The 26,222-nt window shown below is 58.0% G+C and carries 21 protein-coding genes, 1 tRNA gene and 2 riboswitches; of the genes, 12 read left to right on the forward strand and 10 right to left on the reverse strand.

Going from position 1 to position 26,222, the window contains the following annotated elements; all coding sequences use genetic code 11:
* Positions 1–3: 3 nt before the first annotated feature.
* Positions 4–2,121, reverse strand: a complete 2,118-nt coding sequence (locus tag HJW02_RS00325) for an extracellular solute-binding protein (RefSeq protein WP_102721806.1) — start codon at positions 2,119–2,121, stop codon at positions 4–6.
* A gap of 146 nt (positions 2,122–2,267) precedes the next feature.
* Complete coding sequence (locus HJW02_RS00330; protein ID WP_102721807.1) at positions 2,268–4,274, reverse strand: TonB-dependent receptor; 2,007 nt, start codon at positions 4,272–4,274, stop codon at positions 2,268–2,270.
* 34 nt (positions 4,275–4,308) lie between these two features.
* Positions 4,309–4,456: riboswitch (cobalamin riboswitch) on the reverse strand.
* Positions 4,457–4,792: 336 nt separating this feature from the next.
* On the opposite strand from HJW02_RS00330, the gene HJW02_RS00335 reads away from it, so the two are divergent.
* The 8 genes from HJW02_RS00335 to HJW02_RS00370 all read left to right on the forward strand — a co-directional run bounded on the left by HJW02_RS00335 (position 4,793) and on the right by HJW02_RS00370 (position 16,047).
* Complete coding sequence (locus HJW02_RS00335; RefSeq protein ID WP_102721809.1) at positions 4,793–7,369, forward strand: cobyric acid synthase; 2,577 nt, start codon at positions 4,793–4,795, stop codon at positions 7,367–7,369.
* Positions 7,370–7,372: 3 nt separating this feature from the next.
* Positions 7,373–8,356, forward strand: a complete 984-nt coding sequence (gene cbiB, locus HJW02_RS00340) for an adenosylcobinamide-phosphate synthase CbiB (RefSeq protein WP_102721810.1) — start codon at positions 7,373–7,375, stop codon at positions 8,354–8,356.
* Positions 8,357–8,361: 5 nt separating this feature from the next.
* On the forward strand, positions 8,362–9,402 hold the full coding sequence (cobT, locus tag HJW02_RS00345; protein ID WP_102721811.1) for a nicotinate-nucleotide--dimethylbenzimidazole phosphoribosyltransferase: 1,041 nt from the start codon (positions 8,362–8,364) through the stop codon (positions 9,400–9,402).
* A gap of 20 nt (positions 9,403–9,422) precedes the next feature.
* The gene (cobS, locus tag HJW02_RS00350; protein WP_102721812.1) at positions 9,423–10,163 is read left to right on the forward strand and encodes an adenosylcobinamide-GDP ribazoletransferase; all 741 of its coding nucleotides are present in this window, start codon (positions 9,423–9,425) and stop codon (positions 10,161–10,163) included.
* Positions 10,160–10,975 carry a cobamide remodeling phosphodiesterase CbiR gene (gene cbiR / locus HJW02_RS00355; protein ID WP_180970934.1) on the forward strand — a complete coding sequence of 272 codons (816 nt, stop codon included), beginning with the start codon at positions 10,160–10,162 and terminating at the stop codon, positions 10,973–10,975. Before cobS ends, cbiR begins: the two co-directional genes overlap by 4 nt.
* Positions 10,950–11,540 (forward strand): bifunctional adenosylcobinamide kinase/adenosylcobinamide-phosphate guanylyltransferase, encoded by a 591-nt coding sequence (locus HJW02_RS00360; protein WP_102721814.1) that lies wholly within the window; start codon positions 10,950–10,952, stop codon positions 11,538–11,540. The genes cbiR and HJW02_RS00360 overlap by 26 nt, the downstream gene beginning before the upstream one ends.
* A 156-nt stretch (positions 11,541–11,696) precedes the next feature.
* Positions 11,697–11,835, forward strand: a riboswitch (cobalamin riboswitch).
* A gap of 103 nt (positions 11,836–11,938) precedes the next feature.
* The gene (locus HJW02_RS00365; RefSeq protein WP_180970935.1) at positions 11,939–15,829 is read left to right on the forward strand and encodes an autotransporter outer membrane beta-barrel domain-containing protein; all 3,891 of its coding nucleotides are present in this window, start codon (positions 11,939–11,941) and stop codon (positions 15,827–15,829) included.
* Positions 15,830–15,964: 135 nt separating this feature from the next.
* Positions 15,965–16,047, forward strand: a tRNA-Leu gene (locus tag HJW02_RS00370).
* Positions 16,048–16,247: 200 nt separating this feature from the next.
* On the opposite strand, the gene HJW02_RS00375 is transcribed toward HJW02_RS00370, so the two are convergent.
* The 7 genes from HJW02_RS00375 to HJW02_RS00405 form a co-directional block, all read right to left on the reverse strand.
* Positions 16,248–16,817: a hypothetical protein gene (locus HJW02_RS00375; protein WP_102721816.1), complete on the reverse strand. Its 570-nt coding sequence runs from the start codon at positions 16,815–16,817 to the stop codon at positions 16,248–16,250.
* A 16-nt stretch (positions 16,818–16,833) separates the two neighbouring features.
* Positions 16,834–17,085: a hypothetical protein gene (locus HJW02_RS00380; protein ID WP_146019640.1), complete on the reverse strand. Its 252-nt coding sequence runs from the start codon at positions 17,083–17,085 to the stop codon at positions 16,834–16,836.
* 32 nt (positions 17,086–17,117) lie between these two features.
* Positions 17,118–17,555, reverse strand: coding sequence for an RHS repeat-associated core domain-containing protein (locus tag HJW02_RS00385; RefSeq protein WP_146018121.1), 438 nt, complete (start codon positions 17,553–17,555; stop codon positions 17,118–17,120).
* 51 nt (positions 17,556–17,606) lie between these two features.
* A complete protein-coding gene (locus tag HJW02_RS00390) occupies positions 17,607–18,518 on the reverse strand; it encodes a polysaccharide pyruvyl transferase family protein (protein ID WP_146018122.1) in 912 nt (303 codons plus the stop codon).
* Positions 18,511–18,693: a hypothetical protein gene (locus HJW02_RS00395; protein WP_146018123.1), complete on the reverse strand. Its 183-nt coding sequence runs from the start codon at positions 18,691–18,693 to the stop codon at positions 18,511–18,513. Before HJW02_RS00395 ends, HJW02_RS00390 begins: the two co-directional genes overlap by 8 nt.
* A 218-nt stretch (positions 18,694–18,911) precedes the next feature.
* A complete protein-coding gene (locus HJW02_RS00400) occupies positions 18,912–19,322 on the reverse strand; it encodes a hypothetical protein (protein WP_102721819.1) in 411 nt (136 codons plus the stop codon).
* A 1-nt stretch (position 19,323) separates the two neighbouring features.
* On the reverse strand, positions 19,324–20,415 hold the full coding sequence (locus HJW02_RS00405; protein WP_146018124.1) for a hypothetical protein: 1,092 nt from the start codon (positions 20,413–20,415) through the stop codon (positions 19,324–19,326).
* Positions 20,416–20,833: 418 nt separating this feature from the next.
* Here HJW02_RS00405 and HJW02_RS00410 point away from each other — a divergent pair, with 418 nt between their 5' ends.
* Both HJW02_RS00410 and HJW02_RS00415 read left to right on the forward strand, forming a co-directional pair.
* Positions 20,834–21,940, forward strand: coding sequence for a substrate-binding domain-containing protein (locus tag HJW02_RS00410; protein WP_022396732.1), 1,107 nt, complete (start codon positions 20,834–20,836; stop codon positions 21,938–21,940).
* Positions 21,941–22,314: 374 nt separating this feature from the next.
* The gene (locus HJW02_RS00415; RefSeq protein ID WP_022396731.1) at positions 22,315–23,559 is read left to right on the forward strand and encodes a 6-phosphofructokinase; all 1,245 of its coding nucleotides are present in this window, start codon (positions 22,315–22,317) and stop codon (positions 23,557–23,559) included.
* 98 nt (positions 23,560–23,657) lie between these two features.
* Here HJW02_RS00415 and HJW02_RS00420 read toward each other — a convergent pair whose 3' ends face one another.
* Positions 23,658–23,990: a hypothetical protein gene (locus HJW02_RS00420; protein WP_146018125.1), complete on the reverse strand. Its 333-nt coding sequence runs from the start codon at positions 23,988–23,990 to the stop codon at positions 23,658–23,660.
* Positions 23,991–24,885: 895 nt separating this feature from the next.
* Between HJW02_RS00420 and HJW02_RS00425 the strand changes: the two genes are divergently transcribed.
* Together HJW02_RS00425 and HJW02_RS00430 are read left to right on the forward strand one after the other, a co-directional pair.
* Complete coding sequence (locus HJW02_RS00425; RefSeq protein ID WP_102731116.1) at positions 24,886–25,824, forward strand: hypothetical protein; 939 nt, start codon at positions 24,886–24,888, stop codon at positions 25,822–25,824.
* Between the two features lie 77 nt (positions 25,825–25,901).
* Positions 25,902–26,189, forward strand: coding sequence for a putative quinol monooxygenase (locus tag HJW02_RS00430; RefSeq protein ID WP_022396729.1), 288 nt, complete (start codon positions 25,902–25,904; stop codon positions 26,187–26,189).
* Positions 26,190–26,222: the final 33 nt, after the last annotated feature.

The following is a 26,222-nucleotide window of genomic DNA, read 5'->3' on the forward strand; positions in this document are numbered from 1 at the left end:
TTATTACGGAGCGGCGTCATCCGGTCTTTCAACACGTATCACCTGATGCCTTTCCTCAAACGGAACGCCCCGGCGCCGGGCCTCCTGCGTTTCCTTCTTCATTTTTTCATCCACCCAGTACAAGTGGGATTCCAGGGGGTTGTAAATCCGGGGGGAACAGAACCGCGTGGGGGATTCCGGCCAGCGTATCCAGCGCCAGCAGGCGACGTACGTGTAGGGTTCCCGCCAGCCGGGAATCCAGACGCAGAGTTCATGAATGCGCTTTTGGGCGCGGTGAAGGGCTTTTTTCAGGGCGGCGCCATCCGGGGCATTCCGCTCCGCGTCCAGGGCCGCATCCAGTTCCGTGTCCGCCACGGCAAAGATATTGTTCGTGTTGCCCACGGGGTTGCCGCGGGCATCGTACGCCAGCTCGGAAGCAAAGGTTTCATACAGCCGGGGGAACGGCGTCTGGAGCGGCCACGCCCACAGGGCGGCCTGGTACCGTTTTTCAAATACCTTCCGGGAACAGACATTATAGGTCAGGGGGTCCAGGCGCAGGTCCACCCCGCATTTCAGGGCCTCCTGCCGGAGAATGGAACAGACGTTGGTCATCAGGGTGGAGGAGTCCGCGAAGGTCAGTTCCACCACCAGCCGTTCCCCCCGTTCATTCTTCAGCACGCCGTCTTCCCCCATTTCCCGGTAGCCGGCGCGGGCAAAATATTCCATGGCTTTTTTCTTGCCGTATTCCGGCGCTTTCAGCGGAAGCGTCAGATCGCCGTACCCCTCCATGTAGGAGCCCAGCCTTCTCATATTCCCGCGGAACAGGGTATCAATCACCATGCCCATGTTCACGGAATGCGCCAGCCCCCTGCGAATGCCGGCGTTTTTCAGAAGCTTGTCCGCACAGTTCAGATACAGGCCGTACGGGGGGCAGGCATAACCGGCTTCCAGGCTGTACTTGTCTATGTAGCCCCGGTGCACTTCCGGCAGTTCCAGCCTGTTTTCCCACACTTCCGGCTTGCGGACGTTCATCATGTCCAGCTCCCCGCGGCGGAACATTTCAACCGCCTTGTTTTCCAGGTTTACAAATACATGCTCCACCTGGTCCGCATTGCAGGAATAGCGGTAGTATTTCCTGTCCTTCGCCCACCAGTCCTTCACGCGGGCCAGGGTAATGCGCTCGCCTATCCGTATTTTACCGGGAACCACCACGTAGCCCCCCGTATTCGGGGGCGCCTTCCACTGGTAGCGTTCCAGAAACAGGGAATTGAAATCATGGTAAAAACCGGGATGGGCCGGATGGAAATCCACACAGGCCATGTAGGGCAGCAGCGGCCCGGGGGACGGCAGCGTCAGGGCAATGACGGAATCCCCGTACACCGTAATCTGGTCATACGTGGAACGGAACAGGGTGGTCCAGAAGGGGTCCCGGGCAAAGCCGGACGTGCGGAGGCAGATATTCAGCAGGAAGTCCTGCGCATTTACAGGACGGCCGTCCGAGTACGTCGCTTCCGGGTCCAGATGGTAAAAAACGGTTTTCCCGTCCGCGGAGACGGCCCAGCGGTCCGCCAGCCCCGGAATGGGCCGGAAGGTTTCCGGATGCAGCCCCACCAGGGGAAGCCACACGTTATCAATGGCGGAATAGTTGAAAAAGTTTTCGCTTCCCGGTCCGAACGCCCGCAGGGTTCCGGGAAACGGCGTATTGATCCACAGCCGGACCAGCCCCCCTTTCACGGCGCGGGGGTCACCCACTTCCGGTTCCTCCATTCCGGTATGCCATTCCAATCCCGCAGGAACCTCCTCCAGAGGAAGCTGGCGGATATGGTCTTTCAGCTCCAGCCTTCTGCCGATGCGTTCCACGGAACGCTCCTGCTCGGCCAGACGCCGCCCATCCCCATCGCCACGGGAGACGGACAGCAGGCTTTTCTTCCGCTCGCCGCCTGCCAGTTCCCGGAGCAGTTCCCGTTCCACAGACCTGTTCCACCGTTCCACGAAGCCGTCAAATACGGCAGGCATGCCCCTGCCGTCCGCCTGACCGGAGGCCTCATGCCAAACGTCCGCTTCCCGCTGGGAGAAGTAAAAAACTCCTGCAAGAAAGACGGCGAGGACCAGCGCCCCCAGAATGTACAGCCAGCGAAACACAGCTCAGATTACCGCCGCATGTTAACCGATTCCGGAACCACCGGAAAACAAAAAGCCCATCTTCCGCCCGAAGCTGTTCCCTTCGCCTGAAACAGCCCGCAAGACGGAAGATGGGGGTGCAATCAACAATTAGTCCTGAAAAGCAATTAAAATTCGACCGTCACGCCGCCGAAGACTCCCAGCCCCCGGGCCTGGCGCGGTCCGAAGTTATAGTCATTCGTGATGATGAAATTCTGGTCGAACAGGTTTTCCACACGCACATGGAGCGCCACATTGTCCGTCACCTGGTACCTGGCGAACAAACGCACCGTAAAGAAGTTGTCCAGCCGGGCATAGTTGTAGTCCGTGCGTCCCATGGCGGAGGTTACACCGAAGCCGACCGTCAGTTTTTCAACCGGAGAGGTGTAAACCTCCGCGTTGATGGTGTGGCGGGCGGTATTGGCCATCTGGACGGTTTCATAGTTGCCGATGGAGTCGCGCTTGGGCATCGTGAAGGTGTAGTTGGCATAATAGCCGCTGTTCCACGCATCCTTGAACTGCCCCTTGAACGCTACTTCCACGCCATAGGAAGTGGCGTGGGAGAAGTTGTCGTAAGTCGTGTAGGAGTTGGGCCAGGTACCTACGCTCCTGGTGCCGATTTCATCGTTGATGCGGGTCCAGAACCCCGTCACGGAAGCGTAATGGTTGTCCGCCAGGCGCTGTTCCACGCCCAGGTCTCCGCCCAGGGATTTGGACACGTCCAGGTCCGGATTGCCCACGTAGCCGTAATTGGCGGCGTACTGTTCAAAGTAGGTGGGGGCGCGGAAGCCGGAACCCACGGAACCGAAAATACGGGTGGGGGAATCCTTGCCCGTCACCTTCCAGGAATTGGAATAACGCCACGTGAAGTGGTTGTTCCAGACGGAATCATGCTCCAGGCGCAGGGCCACGCTGGCGTCAAAGTTGTCCGTGGGCGCCCACATCTGCTCCGCAAAGAAGGCAAGCGTGCTCTGCCATTCATCCTTGGCCACGTAATTGTTTTCGCTCATGTAGTCGGAGCGGTCCCAGGCCATGCCGGCGACCGTCTTCCATTCCTTGTTCCACGTAAGAGCATTGCGCCATTCCGTCTGGAAGCGGCGGTTGCGCATCACGTTGGGCTGGAAATCGAAGCCCGGCGTGTGCGCGGAATAATCCATGTTGTAATGCCCGATCATGAAGCTGGTGGACCACAGCTTGGTAATTTCCGCATCCACGCGCCCCGTCACCAGATTGCTGCGGTTCTTGTCTTCCGTGTTGTACAGGTGGGGGTCCGTCACGGCGGGCCACTGGTCGTAATCCACATACGGGGTGGGGTATTCAAAGTAGGAGTCCAGACGGCGGTAGGTAAAGCCCACCTTCACCTTGTCATTGACGTCATAGCCCAGGCGCACGGCTTCCTGCCACTGGCGGAAGTCGTTCATGCCTTTCCGGTTGTCATAAATGGCCGGATAAATGGTGGGATCGTTCTCCGTGGATTCAAACCCCACGCCCACAAAGTAGGAAAGCTTCTTGATCTTGCCTGAGGAAGTCGCGTAGCTGTTGAAGGAATGGAAAGAACCGGCTTCCGCAAAAATCCTGGTCACGGGATCGCCTTCCCCTTCCGGGGTGTCCATGGCGACAACGCCGCCAATGGCGCCGGAACCGAAGACGGCGCCCTGGGCGCCCTTCACCACTTCCACATTGCCCACCGTAAACAGATTGGTGATCCCCAGCAGCTTGTTGCCGGACATGTTGACATCACTGATGCGCATGCCGTCAACCATGGTCAGGGTGTAGGTTTCCTTGTTCATCCCGCGGATGACGGTGTTGCTCACGGAACCGCGCTGCCAGGTGCCGCCGCCGTCCAGCGTGAAGACGCCGGGAGTCTGGGAAAGGGCTCCTGTCAGGGTTTCAATGCCCGCTTTCTGGAATTCTTCCGGATTGATGATGGAAACGGATACCCCGGACCGGTTGTACGGCACGCCCGTAAAGTGGGACGCCATGGTCAATTCCGGCATGACCTGCATGGTTTCCGAACTGGCGGAGGGCTTGGAGTCTTCTTTTTTAGCGGACTCGGCAAGAGAGGACTGGCCTGCGAATGCGGCAAGGCCAACGGCAATAGCGCCCATCTGAAGGGCTTTCTTCGTATAAAGCATGGTTGTGGTGCCTTACGTTCGGTAACTCGCCGAACAGTTGGACAACCCCACAGGCTGGTCTTCTGGCTTGCGAGACAGGCTCGCTTACAGTGGCGGTACCGCTCCGGATTCACACCGGTATTCCCCAATCTATTTCCTGCCCGGCTACGGGCGTCCCTGAGGTCTGTAACCCTTCCCATAAGGGTTCATGAGACGGATGAAATACCAAAGAGACCGGTATGACAAGCCAAAAAAATTTTTCTTTGAACATTCCGCCGCTTTATGGACGCTTCCTTTTTTCAGCCGCCGCGCGCCATCCCGTTTTTCCAACCGGAGTTCTCCATTTTTGTCTTGTCACCCCCGGCGCGAACAGGACATGATGCGCCCATGACGCGCCTTGCACCCTCCTTCCCGCAGCGGGGAAGGATTTCCGTTTTCAGCGGAGTTCCCAACTCCCGGAAAAACCGTCTCTTCAAGGCGTTTCCTTCCTTTTCCCGGCACGCGCGGACGTCCGGAATTCCGGTCTCTACTACTACGGCATGAACAGTTTTTCACACGGAGGAGATTTAAAATCCCTGGCGGCGGACGCCGGACGGCCCGAACGGGAGATTCTGGATTTCAGCGTCAACCTGAGGCCGGAGGGAATGCCGGAGTTCATTGCCTCCGCGCTGTGGAAGGCCATGGATGCAGCCGTTCCCTACCCCTCCCCGGACATGGCGGAGCTGCGGGAACTGGCAGCGGTTCATTACGGGCTGCCTTCCGGTTGCTTCACCTTCGGCAACGGAGCCAACGAACTGATTCACGCCCTCCCGCGCGCGCTGGAATTGAAACGGGCCGTTATTCCGGAACCCGCTTTTTCCGAATACAGGCTGGCCTGCCTGCGCCATGGCACGGACGTTCTTTCCATCCGGACGGAGGAACGGAATTCCTTCATTCCGTCTCCCCTCCTGACGGCGGAACAGGCCGCAGGCGGAAGCGCCGTTTTCCTGGCGAATCCCTGTAATCCGTCCGGCGGCCTGCTGGACGTTCCGGCCCTGCGCCAGGCCGTGCGGGACCGCCCCGGAGTCATCTGGATTATTGACGAATCCTTCATTGATTATGCGGACGGAACGGAATCGCTTCTCCGTGACGCGGCCCTTCTGCCCAACCTGGTGGTCCTGCGTTCCCTGACCAAATTTTACGGCATGGCCGGCGTCCGGTGCGGCTTTTCCGTCTGCGCCGCTCCGCTGGCGGAACGGCTGAGGCAGTCCCTGCCCGCGTGGAACGTGAACGCCTTTGCGGCGGCTGCGGCGCGGGCCGTGCTGGAACAGCCGCCTTCATGGGCGGACGGGGAACGCGCCCTGAACCGGGAACGCCGGGAAGACCTGTTCCGCAGGCTTTCTGCCCTGCCGGGCGCCGCCGTGCTGCCGTCCGGGGCCAACTTCCTGCTCTTCCGTCTGGCGGGGGCGCCTTCCGGCCTGGCCGCCCGGCTCCTGAAAAACCACGGCATCGCGCTGCGCGACTGCTCCAATTATCCGGGGCTGGAAAACGGCGGCTGGTTCCGTGCAGGCGTCCGCACGCCGGAAGAACACGCCCTGCTGGCAGAGGCCCTGCGGGCCGAGCTGAAGGGAGGCGGCCCCGCCATTCTCCGCAAACTGCCCAAACCGGCCCTGATGATTCAGGGCACCTGCTCCGATGCTGGAAAAAGCGTGCTCACGGCGGCCCTGTGCCGCATTTTTCTTCAGGACGGCCACCGGGTGGCCCCGTTCAAGGCGCAGAACATGGCCCTCAACTCCGGCGTAACCGCGCTGGGGGAGGAAATGGGCCGCGCCCAGATGGTGCAGGCCCAGGCCTGCCGCATCGACCCGGATGCCAGGATGAATCCCATCCTGCTCAAGCCCCATTCCAACACCGGCTCCCAGGTGATCGTGATGGGGCGCGCCGTGGGCCACATGGAGGCGCGGGAATATTTTACGGCCAAAAGGCGCTTCTGGCCGGACGTGCGCCGGGCGTACGATTCCCTGGCGGACGAGTATGACGTCCTCTGCCTGGAAGGGGCCGGAAGCCCCGGAGAAATCAACCTGAAATCCGCAGACGTGGTGAACATGAACATGGCCCGCTATGCGCGCGCCAAAGTTCTGCTCACCGGGGACATTGACCGGGGCGGCGTGTACGCCTCCTTCCTGGGGACGTGGATGACGTTCGCCCCCTGGGAAAAAGAGCTGCTGGCGGGCTTTGTGGTCAACAAGTTCCGCGGAGACCCGGAGCTGCTGGCCCCGGCGCACAGCTACATGCTGGACCGTACGGGCAGGCCCGTGCTGGGCGTCATCCCGATGATACGGAACATCAGCATTCCGGAAGAGGACCGGGCCGCTCTGCCCTTTGAACAGGACGAGCAAGCCAGGCACGCGGACTGCCTGGACGTGGCCGTAGTGATGCCCGCCCACGTCTCCAACTTCACGGACTTCGCCCCGCTGGCGGCGGAGCCGGACGTTCGCCTCCGCCAGGTGCGGACACGGGAGGAATGGGGGAACCCGGACCTGGTCATCCTGCCCGGCACCAAGAGCGTGGCGGCGGACCTGGCCGGACTGCGCGCCGCAGGGCTGGAAGAACCCATCCGCCGGCACGCTGAACAGGGAAAGTGGATGCTGGGCGTCTGCGGCGGCCTGCAAATGCTGGGAACGGACATTCTGGACCCGCTGCACATGGAATCCGCGGAGGAACGGACGCCGGGGCTTGGCCTGCTGGAGCTTTCCACCACTTTCGCCGCCGCCAAAACCCTGCTCAACGTGCGCCGGGCAAGCACGCCGCTGGCCCCTCCCGCGGCGGGCTATGAAATCCACCACGGCGTCACCCGCCATGAGGGAGCGAGCGTCCCCATCATGTTCCGGGAAGACGGCTCCCCCTGCGGCTACGGCAAAGGCCGAATCTGGGCCACGTACCTGCACGGCATTCTGGACGGCGACGAGTTCCGCCGCGCGTTCATCAACATGGTCAGAGTGGATTCCGGTTTGTCCCCCAATCCATCCCTGCACGCCTCCTATGACCTGGACGGCGCGCTGGACCGCCTGGCGGACGTAGTCCGGGAGCATCTGGACCTCAAGGCCATCTACCGTATTCTTCAACTGAAACGCTGACCCATGCTTCCGTGCCCGTTCATCCTGCCTGCGGCCCTTCTGCTGGATATTCTGGCGGGGGATCCGCCCAACAGGTTCCATCCCGTCTGCCTGATCGGCTGGTGCGCGCGCCGCGCGGAAACCCTGGCACGGCGGCTGTGGGGAGGGACTTTTACGGCGGGAACGGCGGCGGCTTTAGGAACCTGCGCCGCCGCATGGCTTGCCTGCGCGGTATTCTGCCTTCCCTTTTCCGTCTTCCCCTCCCCGTGGATTCCCTGGATTCCGGCCGTTCTGGTCATTTACATCTGCATGGCCCCGCGCGGCCTGGCGGAACATGCGCTGCGGGTGGCGAACGCCCTGCGCAGCGGGAAGGACGGCGAGGCGCGGCACGCCGTTTCCATGATCGTAGGGAGGGACACGGAACGGCTGGACCGTCACGGCATGGCCAGGGCGGCCATTGAAAGCGTGGCGGAAAATCTGACGGACGGCGTCTTTTCCACCTTGTTCTGGGCTGCGGCAGGCTGCTTGGCAGGGGGCGCCTCCGGGGCGGCCTTCGCCGCGCTGACGCACCGCGTTTTCAACATCCTGGATGCCATGTGGGGAAAGAAGAACGACCAGTACAGACATTTCGGCACCTTTGCCGCACGCACGGACGATGCGCTCAACTTTATCCCCGCGCGCCTCATCCTGCCGTGCATCTCCCTGGCGGCCCTCTTCGTGAAGGGAACCTCCGCCCGGAGGGCATTCACCACGGGCTGGACCTTCCGCCGCGCCCATGCCAGCCCAAACTCCGCCTGGAGCGAGGCGGCCTTCGCGGGCGCGCTGGGCCTCCGCATCGGCGGTCCGGTCTCCTACAAGGGGGTTCCTGCGGACTACCCGTGGATAGGAACCGGGCGCACGGAAGCCGCCGTCAGTGACCTGGCCCTGGCCATACGCCTCATGTGGGTGACCGCCGCCGCGGGCACGCTGATCTTCTCCCTCATCCTTTTCTTCATTCCCCGCTTCTGACCATCATGAACAAACTGCATATTCCCCCGCTGGACGAACAGGCCGCCAAAACCGCCCTGGAACATCAGAAAATACTGGCCAAGCCCCCCCTCGCGCTGGGGAAGCTGGAACCCGTAGCCATCCAGATTGCCGCCATGACCGGCAATCCCGCGCCGCGCCTGAAGGACAAGGCCGTGGTCCTCTTCGCCGCGGACCACCACATTGCCGACCACGGCCTCAGCCTGACGTCCACGGACGTCACTTACATTCAGACCCGCAACTTCCTTCAAGGCGGCGGCACCATCAACGCCTTCACGCGCAACGCGGGAGCCCGCCTCTCCGTGGTGGACGTGGGCGTGAATTACGACTTCGGCGACCTGCCGGGGCTGGTGAAAAGAAAGGTCATGCACGGAGCCAGCGATTTCAGCAGGGGCCCGGCCATGACAAGGGAACAGGCACTGGAATGCCTGCAAGTGGGCATCGACATGGCCCGGGAGGAAAAAGCCAGGGGGCTGGACATCGTGGCCGCCGGAGAAATGGGCATCGGCAACACGACGCCCTCCTCCGCCATCGTGGCCGTGCTCACGGGCACCCCGGTGGAAACCGTGACGGGGCGCGGCTCCGGCGTCAAGGGGGAAGTCATCCGTAAAAAAATAGAGCTCATCGAACAGGGAATCGCCCTGAACAAGCCCGACCCCTCCGACGCCATCGACGTGCTGGCGAAGGTAGGAGGACCGGAAATAGGAGCCATGGCCGGGCTGATGCTGGGCGCGGCCTCCCTGCGCGTCCCCATCGTCATTGACGGCTTCATTGCCGGGGCGGCGGCAGCCATCGCCCAGGGCATCCGGCCGGAAGCGGCTCAGTACTTCATCGGCTCCCACAACTCCGCGGAACCGGGGCACAAGCTCATTATGGACCACATCGGCGTCACCATGTACATGGACCTGGGCCTCTGCCTGGGGGAAGGCACGGGGGCGGCGCTGTTCTTTCCGCTGCTGGATGCCGCCACGCGCGTGCTGTCTGAAATGAAAACCCTGCCGGAACTGGACATCACCGTTCCGCGCTAAATATTCCCTTTCCCTGCACCATGGCCGTCATTACCACCATCCGCTCCGCCTTCGGCTTCCTGACCCGGCTGCCCGTAGGCCCGTGGCCGCTGCAAAACGACCTGAACGGCATCTCCGCATGGCTCCCGCTGGTCGGCCTTGTCGTGGGGGGGCTGGCAGGCGGCCTGACCTGGGCGGCTACCCTGCTCTTCCCCCCGCTGGTCTGCGGCGTCATCGGCTGCGCCTGCTGGGTAGCCATCACGGGCGGCCTGCATCTGGACGGAGTGGCGGACTGCGGGGACGGACTGCCCGTGGAAGTGCCGAGGGAACGCAGGCTGGAAATCATGAAAGACTCCCGCCTGGGTACCTTCGGCGGCACGGCCCTGTTCTTCAACCTGGCCTTCAAGGGCGCCGCGCTGGCAGCATTGGCGGCCTTCGGTTCATGGGAGCTGCTGCTCACGGCGTGCGCGCTGGCCGGGCTGCTGGCGCGCAGCCAGATCTTCATCGCCATGCGCTTTCCGGGCGCGCGCCCCGGCGGCATGGGGGAAGCCTTCAAGCAGGGGACGCGCCCCGTCCACGCCCTGATAGCCGCCGCCGTCACCCTGGCTGCCTGCGCGCTGGCAGGGTGGCACGGGCTGTACGCCCTGCTCACGGCCCTGGCCGGTTCCACGGCCCTGCTCCTGTATGCCCGCCGCCGCCTGGGAGGCGTCACCGGGGACGTGTTCGGTTGCACCGTGGAATGCACGGAATGGCTCGTCCTGCTCACCTTCTGCACCTTATGAAAACTCCGCACAAATGCCGCGTCCCGGGCCTCAACATCGGCTGCACCTCCTTCATCATCCCGGACTACTACGTCCCCGCCATCAGGGAATGCGTCCATTACGCGGATGACATCGCCCTGCTCCTGCTGGAAGCCGGAGACCACGGGGAGGGACTCATTACCCCGGCGGAAATCCGGGAGCTGGCCGGAATCGCCGCGGACGCCGGGGTCAAGTGGAACGTCCACCTGCCCACGGACGGCGGCTTCGCCACGGAGGAATCAGGGCGCCGCTACACGGAAAACATCATCCGCGCCATTGACCTGACCCGGGAACTGGAGCCCCACACGTGGGTCATGCACGTGGTTACGGACCACATTCCCGGCCCGGACATGCGCCCCCATCTTACGGAGCGTGAAACGGAACGCATCCTCCGCAGCCTGGAGCAAATCACGCCCCATCTGCCCGCTCCGGAATGCCTGGCCCTGGAAAACCTGGAACGCCACCCGACCGACTACCTGGACAAGCTGGTCTCCGCCACGCCCCATTCCCGCTGCTTTGACATAGGCCATGTCTGGAAGGAAGGCCTGCGGCCGGAAGAACTGCTGCCGCTCTGGCTGCCGGACATACGCATGTGCCACCTGCACGGGCTGGAAAAACGGGACCACAAATCCCTGCACCACATGGCCGCCGCCACGCTGGACGCCATCCTCCACCCCATGTGGGACATCCGTTTCTCCCCCCTCATCACTCTGGAAGTCTTCAGCCTGGACGACTTTCTGAACTCCCACCAGGCCATGCTGGAATCCCATGAACGCTACATCTCCAAACACTGACGCCAATCCTGCACGCATGACGCTCGTCCTGGGCGGCATCAGAAGCGGCAAAAGCCAATACGCCGAACAGATAGCCGCCGGATTCGGGGAAAAAATCCTGTACGTCGCCACGGCGGAGGTGTGGCCCGGAGCCGGATCCATGGAATACCGCGTGCGCAAGCACCGGGAACGGCGCCCGGCAAGCTGGCTTACGCTGGAATGCCCCCGCCATGTGGCCGCCGCCGTCCGGGAATCCGGCCTGCTGGATCAGGTGGACGGCGTCATTCTGGAATGCGTCACCCTGCTCGCCTCCAATACCCTGTACGCCCAGAAGGACCCTACGGACTACGAGCCGTTCCAGGAAGCGCTGATTGAGGAAATAGAGGCCTTGAAGGAACTTATCCCCCAATCCCCCGTGCCCTGGGTTCTGGTCTCCTCTGAAACCGGCATGGGCATCAGCCAGGCGGACGCGGAAACGCGCCACTACTGCGACGGGCTTGGCATCGCCAACCAGCTTCTAGCCAAAAGCGCGGACGAAGTTTACTTCATGGTGGCAGGGCTTCCCCTGACCGTGAAAAAACGTTAGGACGTCCAGGGACGGTTCCCCTCCATGTAACTGGGCGAAGGCAAAAAAGATTTGAATTTCAACGGTCTGCGCATTTTCACATAAAGAAATGCGCCGGAGATTGACCGTTCCGTGCCCCTGTGGTATGTTGGCCGGGCCTTCATGATTTACGGGAGGCGCTTCCGGGAAGCCCGTGGTACGGGCAGGAAATAGATGGGGAATCCGGTGTGAATCCGGAGCGGTACCGCCACTGTATATTGCACGGCTTAAAAACCTGCAATGAGCCAGATCGCCAGCCCCGAAGTATTTTATGAACCGCCGGCGAGTATTCCGGCATTCAGACCATACACATGCATTCATCCAACACGCTCCGCTTGAACGGAGCAGACTATGATGGTCCGGCCTCCTTGAAGTCCGGAATGTTCAACACTCCTGAAAAAACACCGTGCCACGCCAGGCACCGGATGCAGGCTGTGGCTATGACCCTGGCCTGCCTCGGCATGCTGGGAACGGTCCATGCCCAGGATACTGCCAGGGAAGACCTGGCCGGCGCTTATGACGCCACTGTAGCCAGAACCGCCTCAGATGCGGCCCTGGGAACGGTCTCCGCCACATTCAACGTGACAGGCTCCAGCAACGTGCGCGGAATCTGGGGAAAATCAGGCACCCTCAGCATTGGCGCGATTGCCGGGGATGCCGTATTCAACGTCTCCTCCACGGCAAACAACGCCTTCGGCATTGACACCTCCTCCGGAGTCAATGTGGACATCGGCACCCTGGCAGGAACATTCAACATCTCCGCAGCCAGAACGAATGCCACCGGCATCCGGAGCTACGGGAAAATACTCTCCATCGGAACGATCACGGAAGACGCCCTCATCTCCATCACGGCCAATTTCTCCTCCAATGGCATTTACGCCTATCAGGGGCGCCTGGACATTGGAACGATGGCCGGCAAAATCTCCGTGGACCTGGGAACAGGAAACTATGCGAGGGGACTGTATGCCTACGGAAATACCATGGACTACCAGGGCCCGCGCTACAAGGACGTCAACATCGGCACCTTTTCCTCCACCGGCAGCATTTCCGCGGCGACGGCCGGCGGCTACGGAGCCAGAGGCATCCAGTCCAACTACGGGCAGGTGAACATTACCCGGCTGGACGGTCAAATCACCGCAGCCTCCGGCTCCAATGATGAAAGCGAGGACTTTTCCGCCATCGGCATTGAAGCCAGGGAAAACATCACGCTGGGCGACATGGGAGCAACGGGAAGCGTTACCGCCACGACCAACGGCATGGACGCCTACGGCCTCTTCGCCGGAGAAGAAGGGGGTTACCAGACCCATTCCAATATTACCATCGGCAATGTGGGCGGCTCCATCCGGGCGGAAGCCATGGCCGGAACGGCCGCCGGGGCACGTTCCACGGGCTCCCTGTCCGTGGGAAACATCAGCGGTTTCATCTCCGCCTCCTCCACGGGAGCTGCGGAAGCCTACGGGCTGCTGGCGGAATTCTCCCTGACCACCGGCACTATCAACGGAACCGTCAGAGCGGCAACTGCCGGCAGCACGGCGGCGGCCCTGATGGGAGGAGCCGGCATCACGACGACCATCGGTTCCACCGGCGTCATTGAAGCAACGGCGACGGGGGACGAAGCAACGGGGTATGCCCTGTACAGCGGGTCCAATACGGGTTCCGGCTTCTCCACGGAAAACACGGCGGACAACGTCACCGTCCACGCCGGAGCTTCCATCAGCGGCATCTGGGAACTGGGCGGCTCCGGAGCGGAAGGCTCCGTGGATACCATTACGCTGCTGTCCGGAACGGAAGCCGCTCCGGGACTGTTTGACTACACGGTGCGGACAACCGTCAACACCAGCAAGTCCGATACGGCCACTCACCATTCCTCCGTCACGCTCAACGTGGGCAGTGCGGACAACGAAGCGAACTGGACCATCTCCACGGAAAAAGCCGCCGGCCTGTTCAACCGGGTCAACGTGGGCCACGGCTCTGCCGTCACCTTGACCGGGAACTCCCAGATACTCCGTGACGGGGCCGTCGTCAACAACCAGGGCTCCATCTCCGGCAGCGGCACGCTCACCATTGCGGAAGGCATGACGCTGCTCAACGGGACCCTGGTGCAGAATGCGGCGGGAACGGCCCTGGAAGTGGGCTTTGACGGCCTGAACGTAAATCTGGACCTGGCGCAAAACGCCACGGTAGGCGCCACGGTGCTCAACGCCACGGATTCCGCCTGGGTCGTCACGCTGGACCAGATCAAGAACGGCATCACCGCCATGTACGGAGCCAGGGTGGACAACTTCCAACTGGAAAACTACCGCATGAGCTACCGCCTCCAGGGCCAGGTATTCCTGGGTGAAGGCGCCCCCATCGTCGTCAACCCCGGAGAAAGCATCCATGTGGGTGAAGGCTCCAAGGTCATCATCGGGGAAAACCTGCCTGAGCACGGCATCGTGCTGGAAGGCGGGGAGGCTGACTTGAGCCAGTCGGACGCCGTCATTTCCTCCGGAACCGTCAGCGGCGCTTCCGGACAACTGACGCTGGCGGGCAAGGATGAAAAGGAACAGACCCTGAACTGGGAACACTCCGGCACGGCAGGCTACAGCGCCTCCGCCGCCGACGGAGGCGCCTTCGCGAACCTCAACGTCACGGCACAGGATGTGAAGGTTGTCGCCAAGGGTTCCTATGCGGCGGAAAACGTCGTCATCAGCAACAACGCCACCCTCGTTCTGGACGGCAGGGACGCCAGTCTGGGCGTGGAAGGCGGGAGCATCCGCCTGGGTGAGGCATTCGCCCATCCGGCTAATCCGGGGCATCTGGTGCTGAACGGCTCCACCGTTCTATCCGGCGTGGAAACCAACAGCGGTTCCACCGTCTCCGGTTCCGGCGCCTTCAAGGGAGAGGTTACCTATTACGGCAGTGAAATCGTGATCGGCTCCGGCTCCTCCGCAGGCTACCACAACTATGAGGGCGGCCTGAACGCGTGGGGGGGAGTGCAGGAACTCACGTTCATCGTGAACGGAACGGCGGCGGCGGACGCCGCCCATACCGGAGCGGACACCTATTCCCAAATGAACGTCTCTTCCTCCTACCATGTGGATGGAGCGCACGTCAATGTGGTCATCGGGGACAACCTGCTTTTCAGCAAGGAACAAAGCTTCTCCCTGTCCCTGGTCAACCTGGACCCCGATACGGTCATTGATCCGGACGGATCCCTGTGGGACCTGACCAGCATCGACCCCACGCTGAAGGGCCGCACGGACCTGGTCACGGATACCGGCTTCACGGTTTCCGGCGACGGGCTGCACCTGATCTTCAGCGGCAAGGTCAACATCAACGCCGTGAAAGCCCTGCGCGGAGAAGAAGCCTCCCGCATCGCCAACACGCTGTGGTCCTCCGTCCGGGTGGTGGACAGCTTCGCCCATACGGCGGCTTCCCAACTGGATTTCCGCGGACCGGGCAGGCGCAACATCTGGTTCTCCGGGCTGGGGGACTTCATGAACGTTTCCTCCGCCACGGGAGCCTCCGGCTTTGACTACAAGGGCGGCGGTTATGCCGTAGGCCTGGACTACGCCTGGACGAAAAACTGGATATCCGGTGCGGCCTTCGGCCAGACCTTCGGTTCCTTCCACTCCACGGACAAGCAGTTCAAGGCGAACCAGGACGGCCTGATGCTGGCCCTTTACCAGCGTTACCACCGCGACCTGCTCCGTGGAAACAGCGTGGACATTGACGGCTACTTCACCTACGGCCGCATGGACAACGATGCGGACGGCACGCTGGGCGGCAGACCCGCCACCGCCTCCTGGAACGATGACGTGTACGGCTTCGGCCTGAAGGGAACCTGGAACATCCGCCTGAGCAGCACGGATGTGCTGAAACCCTTCGCAGGCATTGAATTCCTGCACGGCTCCCAGGGTTCCTTCGGGGAGCATTCCGGTTCCGGCACCGCCTGGTACCAGGACGGCTCCGTGCAGAACTGGAGCATCCCCGCCGGCGTCACCTGGCAGAAGCAGATCACCGTCGGCAGGGGCCAGTACCTGCTGCCGCAGGTGACGGTTGCCTACGCCGGAGACGTCTCCCGCCGCAACGCTTCCGTGAAAACGGACGCCTTCGGCACGCCCTTCCGGGTAGACGGCGTCCATCCGGGACGCCACGCCCTGATCGTCCATGCGGGGCTGAACTGGGTCATTTCCAGCGCCTGGAGCGCCGGAACCTTCTACCATCTGGAACAGAGGGAACACATGACCAACCAGAGCGTTAACGCCACCGTGCGCTATTCGTTCTAAACGTTCTTCCCATTCGGAAACATTCCGGAGGGAATCCACCGCGGATTCCCTCCGTTTTTTCGGCAGGCTTCCCACATTCCACAGGAAATTCTTGACTCCACAGCCCTCTTGCCGCTTAATTCTTCCACTTCACGTGCCGTCGTGGCGGAATGGTAGACGCGCTCGACTCAAAATCGAGTTCCAAAAGAGTGTGGGTTCGAGTCCCACCGGCGGTACCAATAAATAAACCCTGAAAGCATTAAGCTTTCAGGGTTTTCTTTTATCAGTTAACAGCTCTCGGCTAAGAAGCAGAAAACTGAATGCAATAATTTCCAGAAGAAACACTTGTGTGTTTATATAGATATAATTTTTGAAACTTTTTCCGGAACACTATATCTATAAATAAAATCATCAGTAATTACATACTTTATATTAAAAATTATTCTACTGTAATTTTCCAATATTCGCCCTCGCGATGTAATTTTACATGCAACAAATGAACTAGTCTTTCTGCTTCCCTGCAAAAATCTCCTACAATATCGTCATGGGATTCTCCTTGTTGAAGATGCCACCAATGGTATTCCATTTCCGGAATCAATCCAAATTCATCCACCCCTGTATAGTTTCCAAGTAAATCTGATAAATGCTGAAGCATGTCTTTTTCAGATTCTACTCCTCCTTTCAAACCACAGACAACATCTTGAAGACATCCAAGACAATAAAGCCTAACGGCATCCTTGCCTTTTGGAGGAATTATTCTGGCGGCTGAGGCAAATGCTCGGAGATCGTCCTTCAACTCAAAATAATTAATTGAAGGCTCTCCAAAATGCGAACTCAACAAAAGCAGGGCTTCGTCCATTTCTTCGCCCAGGGAATTATGTAAAGAATCAATTGCCCATTTCACATAATCATTTAAATCTTCCAAAAAGACTCCTTCAAAGGCCAGTACCTGCTTGCTTGTTGGCCGTGCAAGGAGAGCTTCAATCATGTTTTTTTCAATCTTTGCCATTAATTAATTCTTTTTATTATAAAGCCATAACTCCTCCTACAATAGCACCAATTGGGACAGTACCGATTTCCTCCGGTAATGCAATTTGGGGCCTCAATTGTCCACCAATGAGAGCAGCTAGCGCTCCTGCAAATGCACCTTCCCAAAATGCATCCCATCCACTGCCAACCGGTTCTTGCACAGGCCCAGGATCCGAAATTAGAACTTGAAATGGTCCAGGATCAGTAAGCAACGCCACTTCGTCTATCCATTCACGTACTACTTCCAATTCAGGATGTATCGTAATGAATTTATTATTAATTATTTTATAGAAATAATCTTAGTGCAGTTCACCGCATTTAACCTAGCTTTCAAAAATTCCGTACGATGATTATCCCATGATTCTTTTGTACCATACTTTCTCCAATAATCTGTAAAATCTCTTTCACGACGTGTTTTGGATGCCGTGAACCATTGGAAAAATCTTTTTATATTCTCTTGACAACACTCTCCAAAGGAACACGATTTGACAGTAGGATGTTTTCCATCAAATGGACCTCTTTCTATTAAACCAAGTAAATCAACAAGCTTGACCGGATTATTGAGAATCATTCTATAAACATTATTCCCTATCTTTTCAGCAATAGGATCTCTATTGATCCACCTGCCGTCAGCTGAATTGTAATGACGATAATTGTAATAGACGAGAGTAAGTTCCTCATCACAATATTCGCTACTCCACTGCATAGGTTGAATCACATCTCCTGTCCATGCCTTTTCCCTGGAGAGGAGCTTATGGACGGAAACAGACTATTCGCGGACAAGGGAAAATATCTCGGGAAAAAGTACGGAAAGTTCAGAGTGAGGAAGGAGATTCGCTCTTGGATGATCGGACAGGGATTGACGATAAACTCCGGAAAGTTTTCCGTAGTTGTTGTCCAGGAAGTATACCCGGCATCCGGCAAGCAGACCTGCAATGCAGATGTGCAGGCGGTCTGAAATGACGATGTCCAATTCCTTCAGAATAGAGAGAAGGCCCCCTATTAGAAAAGCCTGCTCGGCAGAACCGTCGCCCCAGCCATTCCAAAGATCGGAAATATCACGTCCCAGGATCAATTCCGCAGGCAGGGCGCTCTCCTTGCCCCGGCGCGGCAGAAAAGCCCCCTGCTGCCAGTAATTTTCGCGGAATGCGCAGAAAGAAGATTCCTGCACGGATTCCCGGATTTTTTCCAGGAGGGAAACCGCCCATGGTTCCGGACAAGCGGGAGTTCCCTTTTCTTCCAGGATAAAAGACGGCAAGGAATTAGGGCAGAAGTAAAGAGCCATGTCGTCCGCCGGGAGAAATTGCGCCCGCTCATTGAGCGAAAGGCAATAATCCAGGGAACGCTGTTCCCGGCAAAAGACCAGGTGCCTTTCATCAAAGGAACGAATAAGAGAATCTACCTGATAAAAGCTGTGCGGGAGGATAATGCACCGTTCCACTGAGCGGGCCGTCAGTTCCTCTTTCTGCTCATCCAGAGAACCGTAAAAGGACACGAACCTTCCGCCACCGCCATACACCACATGCCGATGAGGTTTTTCCTGCGCTGGCAGATGATGGCGACGGAAAAACTGCCGCGTGGCGATGTCAATAAGCAAATCTCCTATGTTGCCATGGTTGGCGCAATATTGAAATCCACCCAGTTTAATGAGAGCAGGAAGAATGGAAATGGATTCAGGCATGCGGTATGATTTCACAAAATTCGTTAAGAGTGCCCAGGCAATCCCTGGAAGAAACGTGTGGCACTTCCAGTCCCATCTTGCGCCAGACGCAGATCTGGTGGAGAAGCTCCTTTCCGGAGCCTTCGCAGATGTCATGGAACACGTTGACGAATAATCGTTTAATTGGAATATTCATAATTGTATAGGGAATTGCAATGAATAAGAAAAAGAGATGGTCCATGCTCCTGACGAATATGGCGAATCCGGACGTGCTGAATCTCTCGTTGTGCGGTTAAAAAATGAGCTGCATGCAGCGACGCCTGCTCCATTCGGAGCATCCATGCCTATTGGCGTAAAACGGAAAGCTCCCGCCTTTGGGCATCCCCCCTTGAACGAGAACGGATGGGCTGCCTGCTATTGACGGCTATCCGTAAAATGTTTGAAAAATGCCACCGCCCCCGCTTCCGGAATTGTAAATTCTGGATAATTTGCGTTGGTGAACAGTTTACGGGCTCCCCGGCCATTGACAGCTTCCACGGTCAGGGTAACCGCTTCCACTGTTTTGACCATGCCTTCGCTACCCTCCGTGGATGTGCCGGTCATGCACATATCCAGCCTCGCCCATGCCTGAACGGCCTTCCATTCGTCAGACAGGACGGTAAGGGCGGACACTACTTCGGAAAAAGCCTGCAACTGTTCCGGCGTCAGCTCCCGGTGCCTGTAGCGCTGATTCTGAACAAACCCCGCCATATCCGGGAAAACGGCAGTCAACGTGAATTCATCCCACTTGCCGGGTCGCGGGAAATAAAATTGTAATTCTTTCATGTTAAATTGTTTCTATTTTAAGATAGTCAGCCGGATTAATCCCTTGGATGACGCTTACCCTGAACATGGCCATCTCTGCGGAGCAAGTATCTATAATAGCGTAGTGGACGTCATTGCTGACGAGCCCCAGAGAAACTTCCCCCAGGTAATAAGCTTGTGGATTAAGATGACGGCGGTTGAAATTGTAGTGGTTCCCGTGCCCGGAGCTTATCCCCGTATGCCGGGCCAGATAAATACTGCAGGTACCGGATGAAGAGGGAACCGCAATCAAATCAAGCCGGGATACCCAGTCCAGGCTCAAGGCAGCCCAGGAAAGCTCCGTTACAACCTGTCCGTCTCCGGACCTGGCCACCACTTTTCTGCTGGCTACATCCACATAAAAAAGCGGTCCGGGAATATTCTCCACCGTTGTGGCGGTGACGGTTCCGGAATACCCGGTCCAGCCGAATTTAGTTTGAGTCGCGGCCAAATTCACACCGGAAAGCAGAGACATCACCAGCGCATAGCTGCCGGTTCCGGCAGGGCTGATGGCTCCTCCGTAATTGGTATTGGTGACGGCAGACTTGACCAGGACGCATTTGTGCGCCGTCAGCGTGCCCGCCCAGGACAGCCCGCACCAGTCCGCCAAGGAACGCTCCATCTTGACGTTGCTTCCCTCCAGGGTGGTAACGGTTCCGTTCGCATGGTCCAGATGGTACACATTCCTCAGAACGGACATGACGGCGTGGCTGCCCGCGTTGAGGCCGGTGTTGGAGGCTCCGGCCGCAAGCGCGGATACGGCATTGATACCGCCGTTGGCATTGACGGTTCCGGAAAAGGTGGACGCCTCCGCCGTCAGATTTTTCAAAACGGCATCTTCTCCCAGCCGAATGCCGCCCTGGGCAGCCAATCCCAGAGCGGCTACTTTAAAAGTCTGTGTTACCAGTGCATGTTCGTCGGACACCTCCACCGCATCCGTAGGGGCCACAAAGATATACTGTCCGGAGTTTTCCGTTTCCAGAACAGTCAGGCAAGAAGCATCGGAGAGAAGAGCCTGGACAGAGCATGCTGCCGTACATGTCAGCGCATAAGCCGCGCCCGGTATGGTATTCACTTTCATTGAGCAGATTTAGCACCGGAAAAGAGACAGTAATCATCCATGCTGATACGTGCATGCCTCCTGCCACTTCCCCGGAGAGAGGCACGCCGCATGCGGAGCCAACCGGCATGAAAAAATGACACCGCTTGACAGAAAAGATAAATCAAGATGTTTATTATGAATATTTTATAAAATAATCACAAACCACCCACCTGCGAACGCGGGAAACATGTAATCCATTGATAATAATATATCCTTTACCCATGATTTCTCCACTTTCCGACATTAAAAAAGACCAGGGACTCATATTTTTATCTAGATTACAGAATTCCAACAACTTACCGCAACAAGGACATTCACGCTGAATTTGGCTGCGGAACCAATCCCTACAATTGACTCGAATTCACGCAAGGCAGTACGTATATAAAAGAGTATGACTTCGTTGCCCGCATCTTCATTGGTTGAAACCGTAGCCAATAAAATCAAACAGATGATCCTCAGCGGCAGCCTGGTCAACATCCTGCCCGGCGAACGGGAGCTCGGGCACAGATTGTCCGTAGGGAGGGAGACCGTCAGAAAGGCTCTGGCTCTTCTGGAGAGGGAGGCATGGATCGCTCCCGCGCGCATCAAGGTTCCGCGGCGCATCCTGAAAACTACGGAGGAAGGAGCGGGAAAAACCGTCCCCTCCCATCCTGTTCAGGAAAAAAGGGGCATTATCGGCTTTCTGACGCCCCAGCCCCTCAAGAGGCTGGCGCAAAGCGTGCTGGCGGAGGTGTACACCATCTCCAAGATTCTGGAGGAAGACGGCATCAGCGTCCGCATTTTTGAAGCTCCCTGGATTTTAGGCAACAACCCGGACAAGCGTCTCGCCAAGCTGGTGACCAAATCCGAATGCGTCTGCTGGATACTCCACCGCTCCTCGGAACAGACCCAGCTCTGGTTCAAGACGCACGGCATTCCCTGCATCGTGCGCGGCACTTCCTACCAGAGCAGCAACCTGCCCTATCTGGACCGCCACTGGGCGGCCACCACGCACCATGCGGCGCAGCACCTCTGGAACAAGGGGCACCGGACCGTCGGCCTGTGCCTCCCCCCGGACCCGTTGAAGGGCCACCAGTTAATGCAGAAGGGCTTTTTCAGCTTTGCGGAAAAGGGCTGGAACCCCGTGCTGATTCCCACCCCGTTTGAGACGCCCCTTTTCTTTGAATACCTCGCCAAAGCGTTCAAGGAACATCCGGACATGTCCGCCCTGGTAGCTACGCGGGGCAACCAGATCGTTCCCCTCCTTTCCTGGGTGGAAGCCCGCTCTTTAAGCATTCCGGACCAGCTCAGCCTGATCAGCCTGACGTATGAACCCTTCATGGAGCGCCTGCTGCCCACCATCACTTATTACGAGGAGAACCAGACAAAAACGGTTCACAAGCTCATCCGGATGCTCCGTGCCCTGACTGCGGGCAAAAACATCAAGAGCATCTCCGTCATCCCGGAAATCTACCCCGGGCAGTCCGTCTCCGTGCGCCACACGCCGCCGTCCGCATAAATACGCTTTCCCGGAAGAAACAAGGGACGCCATGGGCATAAAAAGGCGCGTAAACGCCATCTGTGCCCTGGTAATAAGCCCCAGGCTGTACAGCACGGATTTCCGCATGCCTCTTCCGCACACAAAACCCACCGGACCACCGGCGGCGCCCGCCTTGGGAGAACACCTGGCCGCCATCCCGGAAAAGCATGAAAACCGAATAGCGGATGCCCGGCGTTTCCCTCTCTTCCGCCCGGGCTGCGGGAGTCCCTCCGGCAGACCAATAATGTTTGACATCCCTCCGGGCTCCAGATAGGTTCGACTCTGATTTCATCCCCCGGCCCCCACGCTGCGGAACGGGGCTCCACAGAACTCTCCCATCCACCATTTCCCCCATGAAGCCATTGAAAGGAGCATGCATCATCGGCCAGTCCGGCGGCCCCACCGCCGTCATCAATGCCAGCGCGCTGGGGGCCATCCAGACGGCCCTGAAATGCGAACCGGTCACCCGCGTGCTGGGAGCCGCCAACGGGATTGAAGGAGTGCTGAAGGAACGCCTGTTCGATATGGCGCAGGAAGACCCGGAGGAACTGGAATTGCTGAAATACACCCCGGCCTCTGCCCTGGGCTCCTGCCGCTACCGGATGGCGGATCCCGCCGTGGATGATACGGACTACCGCCGCCTGCTGGAGGTGTTCCGGAAGTACGATGTACGTTACTTTTTCTACAACGGCGGCAATGATTCCATGGATACCTGCAACAAGATATCCAAATTCATGCAGCAATCCGGCTATGAATGCCGCGTGATCGGAATCCCCAAGACCATTGACAACGACCTTTACGGCACGGACCACTGCCCCGGCTTCGGTTCCGCCGCCAAATTCATCGCCACCTCCTGCATGGAGGTGCACCAGGATCTCCGCGTGTACGACAAAGGGCGTGTCACCATCGTGGAAATCATGGGCCGTCACGCCGGATGGCTGGCCGGTTCCGCCGCCCTGGCCACTTATGCGGGCGCCGGACCGGACCTGGTTTACCTGCCGGAAGTCCCCTTCCGCATGGAAGAATTCTGGCAGGATGTGGACCGGATTTACAAGCGTAACGGGAGCTGCATGGTCGCCGTCTCGGAAGGGGTGCAATATGCGGACGGCCGCTTTGTCGCGGAATCCGGGGACAGGGACGTCTTCGGCCATACGCAGCTGGGCGGACTGGGCGCCATGCTGGCGGAATCCGTCAAGCGGCAGACCGGGGCCAAGGTCAGGAGCATTGAACTTTCCCTCCTCCAGCGCTGCGCCTCCCACGTGGCCTCCAAAACGGACATTGATGAAGCCTACATGGCGGGGAAAGCCGCCGTGGAAGCGGCCGTTTCCGGCCAGACGGACAAGATGGTCGCCTTCGAACGGAGCACGGAAAACGGCATCTACTCCTGCAAGACCAAATTGACCAGCCTGGGAGACGTGGCCAACGTGGAAAAACTCGTCCCCCGTGAATGGATCAATACCCGCGGCAATGGAGTTGAACAGCCGTTCATCGACTACGTTCTGCCCCTCATCCAGGGAGAAACGGCCATGCAGAAGGAATGCTCCCTGCCCCGCTTTGCGAAGCTCAAAAAAGTGCTGGCGGACCCGGTACAGGGATAGCTTTTTTCTGGCAGCACCTTTTTCTCCATTTTCCATAACAGAGAGGAATTCAGCCTACCCGGAACTTCTCCCGGCCAGGTAAAACACTCGGCCAGCCACTAGCCCAACCCCTTTTCCGGCTCAAGGCAAATACGCGGGAAGGAGATTGCATAATTGACCGCAACTGCGGCATTCACGCTGTTTCCATAAGGTATGTACAACTTCTTGAAAAAGAAAAAGCCCGGCAGGAAACAGGCTGAATGGCACGGCAGGGGCGGAAGAACATGAAAAAAGGGAAGGCGGATGCAACCCATGACTGCTTTTTCTCCAGTCCAAGAGGCCTTCCGTTCCGGCTTAAAAAGAACACCGTAATAACAGGAACGATAGTTCCCTTCATCATCCGGAAGAGAAAAATAAATTCGGGAAAGGAATCGGCCTGTTTCCTCATCCATGAACTTTATTTTCTCCATTCAATTTCTTCTCCGCGCCCGGATAATTATGGAAAAAACCGGCTTCCCGTTTAATCTCTCGACAAACTTTCCACTATCATCTTTAACGAATTTATTTGCACTTTCTTAGAAATGTTTGAAATAAAGTTTTAAATTCCATTTTATTCATTTTCCGGTCTTATATTAGCGCGACAGAGGAACATTTTTCCCGATATTTCTGCAAGTGCCCTCATAAAGTCAGCTTCCTTTTCTTTTGAATATAATCCGGCCCTCAATCACCTTTCCCCCAGGGAATAAAACGGAACAACAAGATAAACTTTTGATTCAGGAATCACCTGCGCCAAAACTCCACATCAAGATAAAAAACACTCATTGCCAACAAGTTTAAAACTTTTCTTCCCGTTATCATTTATCTTTCAATAAAAGTGAGCCGGACCCGAAGAAAAGGCTCCCCTGGCAATCCGTCCCCCCCAAGGAGGAGCCGGAACGGAGACGGTACAGAACTCCGGGACGGGGATATGAATCACTTTTCGGCTTCACGGGGATGGGAAACTCCTTTGTGCCGTTTCCCGTTGTTTTGTAACCCGCAATTCCGCAACACCCTTTTCTTCCGCTAGCCCTGCGCCCTGTTTCCTCTCTGGAAGATGATGGAACCGGCTTTTCCTCCATATTCAATTGTAGAATAATTCTTTTCCGGCATATTAAATTCAAATAGCGGGAAACAAGGAAATGAAAAATCTTGCAAGCAAGGGTGAAAAAAGGCTAAAATGATAAAGAGCTCCAAAATTCGACGCCTATCATTTCATCATGTAAAAACGGCTTGTTTCCGGATATTTTTTCGGAAACTGGCATGAAATCGGTCCCCGACCAGCTACTATCCAAGTTTTCCCCGCATGCCATGCTCGATTACCTGTTTCAACATTTTTATTCTACGCTGGCAATTGTTGCTTTTTTTATTGCCATCCTCATTCTGCGCGCCTGCGGCAAGCGCGGCAGGCGCTGGATTCCCGTCTCCACGGCGCCCTTCGGCTGCATGGCCTTCCTGGTCGTCTTTCTCCTGCTGACGGCCTTCATCATCTGGTTATTCAGCTTTTTCACCACGGGTCCCATGGTGGAGGACCTGGCCTTCACGCTTGCATGGCTGGCAGCCATGGCCTGCGCCCTGGCCGTCATTTCACGCCTGACCGAATACTGCCTGCAGCAGGACAAATCCGCCAGCAAGCTTTATCCGGGGGAATCCCGGAAGTTGCTTCCCGTCCAGCTCCGGAACAAGGGCATCCTGCTGTTCGTGCTGATCGGCGTCATCAGTTGCGTTATTGACATCATCACCGTACCCTTCCCGGTTCCGGAACTCCCGCCGGGGTCCGCGCTGTCTGCTGCCACCCTTGTTCCCCTGCCGCAGGAAGTGCCCGTGGAGGTCCATATCTCCTCCCGTGTCACCAACAGGTTTTTCGGAGAATGCGACTTTGACCTGACCGTCCGGGAGAAAGGCGGGAACAAGCATGTTTTCCCCGCCATCCTGATCAATCCCGGCGGGGAAAGCGCCATCACCATTTACAGGCTGCGGCCGGAGGAAAAACAACGCCAGGGCAGCTTGATATTCACCAATGGCATGCAAAGCTGCCTGTTCAACATGGATACCATGCGGATGAAGTCCCTGAGCGGTCCCGCCTCCAATTATCCCCCACCCACCCGGGAGGATCTGGATGGACAGGATATGGACCTGCGCCTGGAAACGGTGGGACTCTACCAGGGGCTTTCCTGCATACGCGGCGCGGAGCATACGGATACAACGCGCGCCTATGTTCTGAAAATCCTGAAGGATACGCAGCCATGACCGGAACGCCTCAAAAGGGTCGTTGACACGGGCTCTCCCGCTCCCTTACTCTGGATACGGCCAAAACAGCCATAGCCATGATTAAGATTACAGCCAAAAGCATCGTCAAAGCAGGAGCCAGGGAAGAATTCATCGCCACCGCCCGGGAACTGGTGGAAAACAGCCGTGCGGAAGCCGGCAACGTTTCCTACCACCTGTATGAGGACATTGATGACCCTAATATCCTGACATTCATTGAAGAGTGGAAGGACCAGGCAGCCGTGGACGTTCATGCGGATTCCGAGCACTTCCAGCGCATCATCCCACTCCTGAGCGACATGACGGAGGAAGCCATTGAAATTTCCCTGTACCGGGAAGTGCTGTAACTCCGGCAGGAAAAACCGCAGCCTTATTCCCTA

Origin of the sequence: Akkermansia sp. GGCC_0220, from assembly GCF_017566105.1 — a bacterium.
GTDB classification, from domain to species: Bacteria; Verrucomicrobiota; Verrucomicrobiia; order Verrucomicrobiales; family Akkermansiaceae; genus Akkermansia; species Akkermansia massiliensis.